The sequence below is a fragment of the Pseudoalteromonas rubra genome, from assembly GCF_001482385.1.
GTDB lineage: Bacteria > Pseudomonadota > Gammaproteobacteria > Enterobacterales > Alteromonadaceae > Pseudoalteromonas > Pseudoalteromonas ardens.
Genome location: NZ_CP013611.1, coordinates 3,879,612 through 3,894,156 on the forward strand (window position 1 = coordinate 3,879,612; position 14,545 = coordinate 3,894,156).

At 53.6% G+C, this 14,545-nt stretch carries 3 protein-coding genes; all 3 read left to right on the forward strand.

All coding sequences use genetic code 11. The features are described 5' to 3' along the window. Positions 1-65 precede the first annotated feature (65 nt). Genes AT705_RS16825 through AT705_RS16835 form a run of 3 tightly spaced genes read left to right on the forward strand, consistent with a single transcriptional unit; the run spans position 66 to position 14,515 of the window. Positions 66-1,049 carry a TauD/TfdA family dioxygenase gene (locus AT705_RS16825; protein ID WP_058797442.1) on the forward strand — a complete coding sequence of 328 codons (984 nt, stop codon included), beginning with the start codon at positions 66-68 and terminating at the stop codon, positions 1,047-1,049. Positions 1,050-1,100: 51 nt separating this feature from the next. Then, the gene (locus tag AT705_RS16830) at positions 1,101-4,547 is read left to right on the forward strand and encodes a non-ribosomal peptide synthetase (protein WP_058797443.1); all 3,447 of its coding nucleotides are present in this window, start codon (positions 1,101-1,103) and stop codon (positions 4,545-4,547) included. Continuing rightward, the gene (locus AT705_RS16835; protein ID WP_058797444.1) at positions 4,544-14,515 is read left to right on the forward strand and encodes a non-ribosomal peptide synthetase; all 9,972 of its coding nucleotides are present in this window, start codon (positions 4,544-4,546) and stop codon (positions 14,513-14,515) included. The genes AT705_RS16830 and AT705_RS16835 overlap by 4 nt, the downstream gene beginning before the upstream one ends. Positions 14,516-14,545 lie beyond the last annotated feature (30 nt).

The following is a 14,545-nucleotide window of genomic DNA, read 5'->3' on the forward strand; positions in this document are numbered from 1 at the left end:
ATTGATTTATCGGTGCGTCATGGGAGTCATGGCGCACCGACTTATAATGACAAAAAGGAACCCGTATGGCTTTGACTATCACTATGCCCGAGGTCGCAAAATTAAACGACCAGGCACACAGTCCGGTAGTGATACAGTTACATCAGGATAGTGCACCGTATGAGCAAGTCGTTGCTTTGCAAGACACGATTGATCAACACCTAGCGGATGCCGGGGCGGTACTGCTGCGTGGTGGTAACTTTGGCTCACCCGCTCAGGTCGAACAACTGGCTGCCTGTTTTATGACACAGGTGCTGACCAATAACACCGAGCATCGTCCGGCAAGCACCAATGGTAATGTGCAACGACCGGTTGATTACTCAGAGTCTGAATTCCTTCTTTGGCACAATGAAAATACCTTCAATCAACGCTTTCCCGGCCGTGCGATTTTTGCCTGCGAACAACCCGCGCTGAGCGGTGGACAAACGCCAATAGCCGATGCCCGCTCTGTGCTGTCCCAGTTACCCGCCGATTTAGTTCAGGAGTTTGTCGATAAACAGGTCATGTATGTCCGTAACTATCAGGCCGATGACTTTGTTGGGCTGGGCTGGAAAACTATTTTCCAAACGGAAAATAAGGCTGAGGTAGAGGCGAAATGTCGAGATCAGGCACTGGAGTTTGAGTGGCGCGGCGAGCAATTAACCACGCGCGCGATTCGACCGGCCGTGGTTATCCACCCTGCCACCCAGGCACCTTGTTGGGTTACTCAGGCACAGCATTGGCATTTCAGTTGTCTGAATGAGGATCTCAAGGAAAACCTGGCCATTATGTTTGACGATGAGGCCGATTATCCGCGCAACTGCTATTTTGGCAATGGCGACAGAATTTCCGATCAGACCATGGCCCAGATACTTCAGGTCTATCAGGCCAATCATCAGCAGTTCGACTGGCAGCAAGGTGATGTCATGTTGGTCGACAACCTATTAAAAGCCCATGCCCGAAACCCGTATCAGGGTGCCAGAAAAATTTTGGTGTGTTTTGGCGATCCCATTAGTTTCTCTCAACTGTAATTCGGGGTCTCCCTTAGCCGTAATCAACCGCATTAAGTCAGGAATAGCGAAGTGAATATAACAGCATTAGTCGATCAGCTCATCGCAGCTGGCGTTAAACTCAAGATCAAAGACAATAACCTTGTCGTGAAGTTACCTAAAGTCATCTCGGCCGACCTGCGCGAGCAAATCATTGCGAATAAAACGCAATTGAAGGAATACTATCTGGCAATGGCCAGCACCGAGAACCAGGCAGAACAGATTACTGTGCAACCACATGGCGAAGCCATACCGTTGTCATTCTCTCAGCAGGCGTTGTGGTTTTCAGAGCAAAGTGATAGCCAAGCCAATTACAATGTGCCTGTTAACTTAAAAATCACCGGTAAGTTTGATGTCGAGCTGGCACAACAAGCACTGAATGGCATTATGGATCGCCACCTGATCCTTAAAACGACGTATTCAACGGATGCCCAGGAGACACTCCGTCAGGTGATCCATCACGATGCTCAGCTGAGTATTCATCGTGAGACGTTGCCAGCAGCCCAGCTGGATGATGCAAAAATACAGTGTATCGTCAATGAAGAAGCACAGCGCGGCTTTGACCTGCAGAATGAATTGCCGATCCGGTGTCGCGCGATAGCGCTGACGGGGGGATCAGAGCCGGTGACTTTATTGCTGTTAACCCTCCATCATATCGCGACGGATGGCTGGTCGATGGCCTTGTTGGTCAAAGAATTCACAACCCTGTATGAGAGCCTGACGAAAGGGGAAGCAGCACAGCTTGCTGCGCTGGACATTCAGTACGCCGACTTTGCCCAGTGGCAGCATCAGCATAACTCAGATAAATCAGCTAAGCAGTTAGACTACTGGCGCGCGCAGCTGGATGGCCTGCCGCATACCCATAGTCTGCCTCTGGATGGTTCGCGTGATAGCCAGGCGAGGGGGCAGGGGGGGATACTGAACAGAGTCCTGCCTGAAACAGTCAAACAGGGCTTACAGACGCTGGCAAGCCGCTTTGATATGACCACCTTTATGCTATTGCATGCCGCTCTGGCACTGGTGTTTTCCCGTCACAGTCGAAGCCATGATATTGTTATTGGCAGTCCGCAGGCGAACCGCCAGAACCCACAGTTACATAACCTGATAGGTTTCTTCGTCAATACGCTGGTCTATCGGGTCAATACGGATCAGGCGTCTCTGGCGGATTATTTACATCATGTCAGACAGGTGCATATTGATGCACAATTGAATCAGGAGGTGCCGTTTGAAGCCCTGGTCCAGGCATTGACACCCACCCGAACATCAGGCCAGACACCCTTATTTCAAATCATAGTCGACACCGACAATGATTATCAGCAGTCCGACGCGTCAGGCCTGCCGGGTATTAAACTGGAGCCACTGACTCACAGTGCGGTCACAATTAAATATGACTTAGACTTAGCGCTGAAGATGACCGAGAGCGGAGTCAGTTGTTACTGGGCTTATGATCGGGGGCTGTTCACTGAGCACCATGTCGGCCAACTGGCGGACGATCTGTGCAATGTCCTGACTCATCTGAGTCAGCCATCACCAGCTTCTGACACGATACTGCAAGCGCTCTACGCCAGTATGGCCGGGAACACACTGACACCGGAGATAAATACCTCGTCATCAGCAGCGCATTCAATCCTGGAGCAGGTTTCACAGATTGCACAGTTCGCACCTGAGCGTGTGGCTGCACAGTACCAACAACACAGTCTGAGCTATGCGGCTTTGGAGGCGCGGGCGAACCTGCTGGCTGACTGGCTGATAGCACAGAACTACGGCGGTCGTGACAAGATCATTGCCATTGAAGCCAGCCGCACACTCGATACTCTGGTTGCCATTTTGGCTATCTGGAAAGCGGGGTGTGCCTACCTGCCGATTGATCCGGCACATCCACAACAGCGGATCCAGTTTATGCTTGAAGACAGCTGCGCGATTGCGGTATTAGGTCGTGCAGGTACGAGCGCCCTGCAAACTGCTGCCGGGCAAAGTGCAGTCCCGTATCTCGATATGACGCAGTGCGATGAAGCTGACCTTGTTGCGGGCAGCGTAAGACAAACGTCACCGGATGCAGACAGCCTGGCCTATGTGATTTATACCTCAGGCACCACCGGGAAGCCGAAAGGGGTGATGATTGAACACGCTAACCTGAATCATTATCTGACGCACCTGAACACTCAGTTAGCAGCACAAGTGACCGATGGTGTAGTCAGTACATCACTGAGCTTTGATGCTACCGTAACAAGCCTGTTTATGCCGTTACTCAGAGGTGGCGTGGTTAACCTGACCTGTGACGAAGATAAAGCATGTGAACAGGTGGTACAGGCGCTGGAGACGGCACAAGCCGCATTGCTATTTAAACTGACACCCGCACATCTGCAACTGATAGCCGCTAAAATGACACAACAAAATTCCCACAAGCACGTCATTATTCTCGGTGGAGAGCAGCTCAATTTAGACACCATTGCGCAGTTACGCAGCTACCTGCCTGAGACGGTGTTTGTAAACGAGTACGGGCCTACAGAAACGACGGTCGGCAGTCACTGGAAGTGTATCGAGGAAGGCCATCAGACGCCTATTTCTATGGGCGCACCGATAACAAATATGCAAGGTATTGTGCTGGATGAAGAAGGCCAGCCAGTTCCCCCTTACGCCATCGGGGAGCTATACCTGACGGGGCCGGGAGTGGCCCGTGGTTATCTTAATCGACCTCAGTTAAGTGCCGAGCGGTTCATTGATAACCCGGCCTACCAGAGCGGCCAGCCGGCCTGTTACCGCAAGCTATATAAAACCGGTGACCTGGTCAGAACGCTGGGCAATTCAGAAATGACTTTTATCGGGCGTATCGATGAGCAGGTTAAGCTCAACGGGTACCGAATTGAGCTCGAAGAAGTGAAGCGCCAGATAGCAGCTCAGGGGTTGGTCGAACAGGCAGAAGTCCTGTTGGTTGAACAACAAGCGCAGATGCGACTGGTGGCCTTTATTGAACTGACTTCTGAAGGGACACTGCTGGTAAATCAGCAGGGCGAGGCGGCTATGACCGAAGGTCTGATACAGGCGTTGGCCGAGCAGCTACCAGAATACATGATCCCGGCTGACTATCTGGTGATTGAGCACTGGCCTTTGACGGTCAATGGCAAGCTCGACAGCAATCAGTTGGCGCAACTGGCAACAACTCAGCAAAGCGCGGTGTATGCAGCGCCAGAGACGGAAATGGAAGCCCATATTAACCAACTCTGGGCCGATATTCTGTCGTTGCAGGAGCGCGAAATTGGTCGTGACGGACATTTCTTCAAGCTCGGTGGTAACTCTATTTTACTGATAAAAATGCTCGGCAGTCTGAAAAAGCAATGGGGCATTTCGCTTGCATTTAATGAGGTCTTTAATCGCGTGGTGCTGCGAGATCTGGCCCAGTACGTCCAGCAGAAAGTGACTGAAAAGCAAGCCCAAGAGGCATTGGAAGAAAAAGCCACAGAGGCGGAGGGGTGGTTATGATAGCCAAGCAAATTATTGATGAAGCGATTGCCTGTGATATTTTACTGTTTACCGAAGCGGGTAAACTGGGCTTTAAACAAAAATCCGCAGCGCCTTTTCCTGAGGCGCTGAAAAAGCAAATTCAGGCCCATAAAGCAGACATCATCGCGTTTCTGGCAAACCAGCACAATGACCTCGACATTCCACAGCGGCCAGCCGACAAGACACGACTGCCCTTGTCGAACGCGCAGCAAAGACTGTGGTTTATCGACAGCCTGAAGCAGGGCTCGGCCGAGTATAACCAGCCATTGGCGTTTACGGTGAGCGGGCAACCTGATCTGACAAAGATTGAAGCTGTTCTGAATGTCATGGTTGAAAGACATGAAATCTTACGAACGACTTACCATCAGGATGACATGGGGGCTTACCAGCAGGTTAACACCAGTCAGCCATGCCGGGTAAAGGTCCATGATCTGTCACAGGTCGATAACTGGCCGTCACAGATAGCCGAGGTGATCGCCACTGAGTCGGCAAAGTGTTTTGACCTGAGCGCAGATCTGATGCTCCGGGTCGACTACTTTAAGGCACCAGCCACTGAAGAGGCGAGCGGTGTGCTGTTGTTCAATACCCATCACATTGCCTCCGATGGCTGGTCACAGCAAATTTTGCTGCGTGAGTTTGTGACTGTATATGAGCAGCTTAACGCCGGGCAAAGTGCTGAACTGGCCCCGCTGGAAATCCAGTATGGCGATTTTGCACTGTGGCAGCAGCAACGGGCAGAGAATGGCGCGCTGGATGACGCTTTGTCTTACTGGCAGCAGCAGCTGGACGATGCGCCACTGGTGCATGACCTGCCATTGTGTCAGACGCGTCCGGCGACCAAACAACATGCCGGTGGTCATGTTCAGGGTCGGCTGGCAAGCAAGGTTGCGCAGCCTTTGCTGGCCCTGGCACTACGCCTTCAGGTCACACCGTTTATGCTGATGCATGCCTTGTTGTCGTTATTATTGAGTCGTTATAGTAACAGCACTGATATCGTGATTGGCACACCCGTGGCGAACCGCATTTCGCCGCAACTGGACAAGCTGATCGGCTTTTTTGTCAATACCCTGCCATTGCGTGTGGACACTGACCAGCAGAACTTGCATGAGCTGGTGGCGCACGTTAAAGAGGTCCACCTGGCAGCTCAGCAGCACCAGCAGGTGCAATTTGATCAGCTGGTAGAGCACCTAAATATCCCGCGCAGCGCACAGTATGCGCCTCTGTGTCAGATTATGCTCACCACAGCAAGCGAGTTTGGCATTAATCAGAACCGCAATATGTTGGCTTCTGCACTGGCCTCTGACGGACTGGCACTGGCGCCTTTTGGAGTAGAGCGGGTGGTTGCCAGGTTCGATATTGATATGCATATCAATATCAGCGATGGTGGCGTTGAGCTGGACTGGCTGTATGACAGCAGCATTTTTTCTCATGCTTTTATTGCACGGTTGAATCAGAACTTTGCAGCTTTGCTGTGTCAGGTGAGTGCGCAAGGTGAAGCGGATCTACCATTAGGCGACATTTCGGCCTTGTGTGACTCTGAGCGTCAGCAATTGGTTAGTACAGGGGAGCAGCAGCGTCTTGAGTATGATACCAGCCGCTGCATTCACCATTTATTTGAACAGCAGGTGGAGGCTGCACCGGAGGCAACTGCCCTGGTGTTCCAGAACCAATCCATCAGTTACGCCGAGCTAAACCAGCGGGCCAATCAGCTGGCCCATTACCTGTTGAGTGAGCAACAGATCACACCTGAAACCCTGGTAGGGGTATGTAGCAGCCGCTCTATGGAGATGATGGTGAGCATGCTGGCGATACTCAAAGCAGGCGGAGCCTATGTCCCACTAGACCCGGATTATCCGGCCAGCCGTCTGAGCTATATGGCAGCCGACGCGGGTCTTAAGCAAGTGATTGGGTATGGCAGTGGTCTGGCCGTGGCTCAGAGCCTGATGAGCGAACAAGCGGGCACCGCCATCGATATTGCAGCTCTGACGCTTGATGACTATCCACAACATAATCCGGCGCTGGACGAGATTTATAACGATAGCCTGGCCTATGTGATCTATACCTCAGGTTCAACCGGCCAGCCTAAGGGCGTGCAGCTTATTCATCAGGGCGCAGTAAATCTGGCTCACAACCAGCAGGCCTGTTTTGCTACCTGTGCCGACAGTAAGGTGTTGCAATTTGCATCCATCAGTTTTGATGCGGCGACCTGGGAGTGGCTGATGGCCTTGATCCCGGGTGGTACCCTGGTGATTGCCGACGAATCACAACGTACGGATGTACAGCAGCTGTCTGAGCTGCTAAAAACGCAGCAGATCACGCATGCGACTTTGCCACCGGCGTTGTTGTCGACCATGACGTTGCAGACAGATCTGGCGCTGCAGTGTTTAATTGTGGCAGGGGAAGCCTGTGAAGAAAATGTGGTGGCACGCTGGCGGGCACATTATCCTTTCTATAATGCTTACGGTCCGTCGGAGACCTCAGTCTGTGCGACTGTGGGTGAAATCATTGATGACACCATACATATCGGCACACCTTTGTGTAATGTTCAGACCTATGTATTGGATCAGCAACAAAACTTATTGCCTCACGGTAGCTTAGGCGAGCTGTATGTCGGTGGCGACGGTCTGGCGCGTGGCTATCTGGGTCAACCTGAGCTGACGGCCGAGCGCTTTATTGACAATCCATTTTATGACCCCGAGGTGGCAGGCAGCTCAAAACGCCTGTATCGCACCGGTGATTTAGTGCGCTACCTGACCGATGGCAACCTGGCCTTCGTGGGCCGTGCCGACGACCAAATTAAAATTCGCGGTTTCCGGGTTGAGCTGGGCGAGATAGCTCAGCAGCTGAGCCGCCAGACACAAGTAGACAGTGCACTGGTGCTGGCCAAGAACGGTCCGGCAGGCACCTATTTGGTGGCGTATGTCCAGCCTGTTGAGACCATCGCAGAGCAAGCACAGCCAGAGTTTATGGCTCAGACACTGGTCACTCTGGCACAAACCTTACCGGATTATATGGTGCCTAAGCTGGGTGTGGTGATTGACGACTGGCCGCTGACTGCCAACGGTAAAGTAAACAAAAAAGCCCTGCCCGAAGCAGACACGTCGGCATTGCAGGGCACTTATGTGGCGCCGCAGGGGGAACGCGAGCAATTAATGGTTACGCTGTGTGGCGAATTGCTGGCACAGCCTGCTGAGCAGCTTAGCGTCACGGCAAACTTTTTCACTCTGGGTGGGCATTCCCTGTTGCTTATGCAGCTGGCCAGCCGACTCAGACAGCAAGGTTTTGAGGTGGATGCACAGGCGTTGTTCGCCGCTCAGTCCCTGCAAGAAATGGCACAGGGACTAAGCCTTGCCACAACAAATGACGCAGATGAAAGCCGCAGCCTGATCCCGGCCGATTGCATCGCCATTACGCCGGATATGGTGCCGCTGGCTGCACTGAGCCAGGCTGAGCTGAACGACATCGCCGCCGAGATCACCGGAGGCATGGCTAACATTCAGGATATCTATCCGCTGGCACCGTTACAGGAAGGGGTGCTGTTCGTGCACAGCATGGACCCGGAGAACGATCCCTATGTCACTAATTATCTTTATGAATTAAAAAGCGATGCGGCTCTGGCTCAGTTTACTGACAGCCTGAACTTTTTGCTGGCCCGTCATGATGTGCTGCGTACTGCCATTCTCTGGCAGGGTAAGCGTCAGGCATTGCAGGTGGTCCAACGCTCTGTGACGCTGCCGGTGACACAGCTTGCCTGTGCTGAGGGACTGAGTGCACAGCAAACCATCACCGCGCTGGCCGATGGTCCACAGTGGCTGGATCTGGCTCAGGCACCATTGTTACGCTTGCAGGTGTGTCAGGATCCGGACACGGGTTCCCACTATGCACTATTACAGGCACACCACCTGATCATCGACCATGTTGCCATGGCGGTGATCCAGGATGAACTACACAGTTACAGCGCAGGTAAGGCACAGAGCTTGCCTGCGCCGGCGTCTTACCGCCAGTTTATCAGCGATACCCTGGCGCGCATGGAAACGCTCGATATAGAAGGGTTTTTCTCTGAGTCGCTGGGCCATATCAGCGAGCCGACACTGCCCTTTGGGTTGCAGGATACTCAGGGCAACGGTGATACTATTCGAGAGCATAAAGTGGCTCTGAGTGACGCACTGAGTACCGCCATCCGCACTTATGCAAAACGGCATGAAGTCAGTCCGGCGGCGATTTTCCATGCCGCCTGGGCACTGGTGCTGGGGGCTTGTAGCAATCAGCAGGAAGTGGTGTTTGGCACCGTGATGAGCGGTCGGATGAATGGCGGCGCAGGCGTAGAACGTCTGCTGGGGATGTTGATCAACACCTTACCCGTGGCGGTCGAGTTACAGGGATCTTCGGTCACAGACTTGATTAAAGAAGTAGACAAACGACTGAAAGCGTTGCTGCCTTATGAGCAGGTGTCGCTGGCACAGGCGCAGAAACACAGCGCAGTGGGCTCAGATGGTCCGTTATTCAGCGCGATGCTGAACTATCGTCACACCGAGCGGGATGAAGCCGATACGCCAGCACAAGACAGCGATATTCAGGGTCTGAGCGCACAGGAGCGCACCAACTACCCGTTTAACTTATCGGTAAATGATTATGGCGCAGCCCATGTATTCAGCCTGGACTTACAAATTGATGAGCAGGTAGAGATCAGCCGCATCGCAGAGTATGTGATTACGGCGCTGAGTAAGCTAACGGAAGCTGCCCAAACACAGCCTGTGAGTTCACTGAGTGTACTGCCGGCAGATGAAGTGGCCAGGTTACTGACGCAGGGTCAGCGCAGCTTAGGCTACGACGACACGGCTTGTATTCATCATTTATTCGAACAGCAAGCCGCGGCAGCGCCTGAGGCAACGGCGCTGGTGTTCCAGAACCAATCCATCAGTTACGCCGAGCTAAATCAGCGGGCCAATAAGCTGGCTCATTACCTGCTGGGTGAGCAGCACATTACGCCAGGCACCCTGATTGGGGTATGCAGCAGCCGCTCGGTAGAGATGGTGGTGAGCATACTGGCGATACTCAAAGCCGGAGGGGCGTATGTGCCACTGGACCCGAACTACCCGGCCAGCCGCCTGAGCTATATGGCGGTTGATGCAGGTCTGAAGCAAGTAATTGGATATGGCAGTGGGCTGACCGTGGCTCAGAGCCTGATGAGCGAACAGGCAGGCACCGCCATCGATATTGCGGCCCTGACGCTTGATGATTATCCGCTGCACAACCCCGCTTTGGAAACGCTTAGCGGTGATGCGCTGGCCTATGTGATTTATACCTCCGGCTCGACGGGTCAGCCCAAAGGTGTGCTGACCCCACATCGTGCGGTGCAGCGTCTTATTAGCACGCCGCATTTTATGACCCTGGACAGCGACACGGTATTCCTGCACAGCGCCAACATTGCCTTTGATGCGGCAACCATAGAGCTGTGGGGACCCTTACTCAATGGTGGACGTTGTGTGCTGTATCCGCAGGACCAGCTGGACATTCATGCACTCAATACACTGATTGACAGTCAGGCCATTAACAGCATGTGGCTGACGGCCGGTTTGTTCAGTGAGTGGAGCCACCACTGTGACGGTCGCACTTCTCTGCGTTATGTGCTGGCTGGCGGCGACATAGTCCACGGCGCTGATGTGATACGGGTGCAGCAGGCATTACCGCAGGCACAAGTCATCAACGGCTATGGCCCGACGGAAAACACCACCTTCAGCTGTTGTTACGCGATACCGACATTACATCAAAGTCAGGACATTGCCATAGGTACGCCACTGAATGGCGATCAGGTCCTGGTGCTAAGCGATGACTTGAGCCTGGTACCGTATGGCAGTGTGGGTGAATTGTGTGTGGGTGGCGACGGTCTGGCAGAGGGTTATCTGAATCAACCTGAGCTGACGGCCGAGCGCTTTATTAACAATCCATTTTATGACCCTGAGGTGGCAGGCAGCGCGAAACGCTTGTATCGCACTGGCGATTTAGTGCGCTATCTGGCCGATGGCAACCTGGCCTTCGTGGGCCGTGCCGACGACCAAATTAAAATTCGCGGTTTCCGGGTTGAGCTGGGCGAGATAGCTCAGCAGCTGAGCCGCCAGAGTGACATAGACAGTGCACTGGTGCTGGCCAAAAACGGCCCGGCAGGCACCTATTTAGTGGCGTACGTCCAGCCAGTTGAGACCATCGCAGAACAAGCTCAGCCTGAGTTTATGACTCAGACGCTGGCCACGCTGGCACAATCCTTACCGGATTACATGGTGCCTAAGCTGGGTGTGGTGATTGACGAGTGGCCACTGACCGCCAACGGTAAAGTAAACAAAAAAGCTCTGCCTGAAGCGGATACCTCGGTGCTCCATGGTACCTATGTGGCGCCCGCAAACGAGGTTGAACAGGCATTATGCCAGATCTGGGCACAATTACTGGATTTAGAGGCCGGTCGTATCAGTACCACGGATAACTTCTTTGACCTCGGAGGGCACTCTTTACTTTCGGTAAGACTGGCCGCCGAGTTGCGAGCGCAGCTGGCCGTCGAGTTACCAATCAAAGCGCTGTTTAATGCTGCGACGATTGCAGATCAGGCCCGGGAAGTGGCAGCGCATCGTGGAGAGCAAGTTCGCGAACAGATCACTGCACTGCCCAGAGCACTGCAGACTGATCCACAGCTTGGTGAGCATAGCGCGCTCCCACTGTCTTTTGCCCAGCAGCGCCTGTGGTTTATCGATCAGCTCCATAAGGGCTCGGCGCAGTACAACATGCCGGCTGCCTTTGATGTCAGCGGCACACTGGATTTGACGGTGGTGGAAGCAGTGTTACAAACCATCATTGATCGCCACGAAGTGCTTAAAACCGTTTATCGTGATGGTGAGCAGGGGGCAGAGCAGCTGATCCGTCGGGACGCCCGCTTTGCCCTCAGTTATGACGATGTGCGGATGTGCAATGAAGCGCAGCAGCAACAGGCCATCGCCACAGCCATGACGCAACAGCTAAATCAGCCGTTTGATCTGACCCGCGATGTGATGATCCGCGCCGGGTATATTCAAACTGCAGACAATGAAGGGGTGTTGCTGTTTAACATGCACCACATTGCCTCCGATGGCTGGTCGATGCAGGTCTTGATTAAAGAATTTGTCCAGCTGTATCAGGCATACAGTCAGAAGCAAAGTAATCCACTGGCTCCTTTGGCCATTCAGTACGCGGATTATGCGCAGTGGCAACGGGATTACCTCAGTGATGCGTTGCTTGAACAGCAGCTTGAGTACTGGCAGCAACAACTGGCAGATGTGCCGCCGGTACACAGTTTACCTCTGGACTATCCGCGTCCGGACACCAAACAACATCAGGGTGCACAGGTTAAAAGCACGCTGAGCAAAGAAGTGGCACAGGGGCTGGCTGCGCTGGCTAAGGCCGAAGGATTGACGCCGTTTATGCTCCTTCATGGCGCTTTGTCTTTGCTGTTGTCGCGACACAGTAATGCCCAGGATATCGTCATTGGTACGCCAGTGGCCAACCGCATGCAGGCCGAGCTGGAGCCGTTAATTGGGTTTTTTGTCAATACCTTAGTTCTGAATGTTAATACCGCTCAGGCAACCCTGGCGGAGTATCTGGCACACGTTAAAGCCGTCCATCTGGGCGCGCAGTCAAACCAGGATGTGCCGTTCGAGCAGCTGGTTGAGCAGCTGAATGTACCGCGCAGCACGGCGCACACACCGCTGTTTCAGGTAATGCTGACGACCCGCACTGATTATGGTTTGACCGGGGAAGTCGAAGACAGTGCCTGGTCGCTGGGTGGGGCACAGCTGAGCCCTCGCAGTGATGGCTCGGTCGTTGCCAAGTTTGACCTGGATGTGAATATGGCGTTGAGTGAGACCGGGGTTGAGCTATGCTGGACCTATGATACGGCCTTATTCAGCGAAGCACACATTGACACCCTTAATCGTCATCTGGGCACTTTACTGACGACGCTGACACACAGCGACAGTGCGAGTCTGCTTACGCAGGCACCAGGCACCCTGACCTTACTCTCTGATGCAGAGCAGCAGGCCTTGCTGGTATCACCAAATCAGAGTGAACAAAATTATGATGCCACACTGAGCATTCATCAGGCCTTTGAGCAACAGGCAGCGGCAGCGCCTGAAGCAACCGCGTTGGTGTTCCAGAACCAATCCATCAGTTACGCCGAGCTAAACCAGCGGGCCAATCAGCTGGCCCATTACCTGCTGAGTGAGCAGCACATCACACCAGGCACCCTGATTGGGGTATGCAGCAGTCGTTCGGTAGAGATGGTGGTGAGCATACTGGCGATACTCAAAGCCGGTGGCGCCTATGTGCCACTGGACCCGAATTACCCGGCCAGCCGCCTGAACTATATGGCGGTTGATGCAGGTCTGAAGCAAGTGATTGGGTTTGGCAGTGGTCTGGCCGTGGCTCAGAGCCTGATGAGCGAACAGGCAGGCACCGCCATAGATATTGCGGCCCTTGAATTGGATGACTATCCGCAGCACAACCCGGCTCTGGATGAGGTCAGCAGTGACAGTCTGGCCTATGTGATTTATACCTCAGGCTCAACGGGTCAGCCCAAAGGCGTGCTGACCCCACATCGCGCGGTACAGCGCCTTATTAGCACGCCGCATTTTATGACCCTGGACAGCGACACGGTATTCCTGCACAGCGCTAACATTGCCTTTGATGCGGCAACCATAGAGCTATGGGGACCCTTACTCAATGGCGGACGTTGTGTGTTGTATCCACAGGACCAGCTGGACATTCACGCACTCAATACGCTGATTGATAGTCAGGCCATTAACAGCATGTGGCTGACGGCGGGTCTGTTCAGTGAGTGGAGCCACCACTGTGACGGTCGCACTTCTCTGCGTTATGTGCTGGCTGGCGGCGACATAGTCCACGGTGCTGATGTGATGCGGGTGCAGCAAGCACTGCCGCAGGCACAAGTCATCAACGGCTATGGCCCGACGGAAAACACCACCTTCAGCTGTTGTTACGCGATACCGACATTACATGAAAGCCAGGACATTGCGATAGGTACGCCGCTGAATGGCGATCAGGCCCTGGTGCTGAGCGATGACCTGAGTCTGGTGCCGTATGGCAGTGTGGGTGAGTTGTGTGTAGGCGGTGATGGCCTGGCACAGGGTTATCTGAATCAACCTGAGCTGACGGCCGAGCGCTTTATTGACAATCCATTTTATGACCCCGAGGTGGCAGGCAGCTCAAAACGCCTGTATCGCACCGGTGATTTAGTGCGCTACCTGACCGATGGCAACCTGGCCTTCGTGGGCCGTGCCGACGACCAAATTAAAATTCGCGGTTTCCGGGTTGAGCTGGGCGAGATAGCTCAGCAGCTGAGCCGCCAGAGTGACATAGACAGTGCACTGGTGCTGGCTAAAAACGGCCCGGCAGGCACCTATTTAGTGGCGTATGTCCAACCAGTTGAGACCATCGCAGAACAAGCACAGACTGAGTTTATGACTCAGACGCTGGCTACGCTGGCACAAACCTTACCGGATTACATGGTGCCTAAGTTGGGTGTGGTGATTGACGAATGGCCACTGACTGCCAACGGCAAAGTGAATAAAAAAGCCCTGCCTGAAGCAGATAGCAGCGCGCTTCAGGATACCTATGTGGCACCTGAAAATGACATTGAGCAGACCTTGTGTGAGATCTGGTCTCAGCTGTTGGGCATAGCGCATCAGGATATTAGCACGCAAAGCCACTTCTTCGACCTGGGCGGCCATTCTCTGCTGGTCGTGAAGCTGGCAACTCAGGTGCGTGAAACCTTCAACATTGAGTTCAGTATTCAGGAGCTCTACGACGCAACCAGGATCTGCGATCAGGCGGTCCACATTGAATATTTGCAGCTTAAGTTTAATCGCGACACGCAAACAGAAGCGTGTGAAGAGCTGGAATGGTAACCACGGCGTCCGACATTTAATCGACAGAAT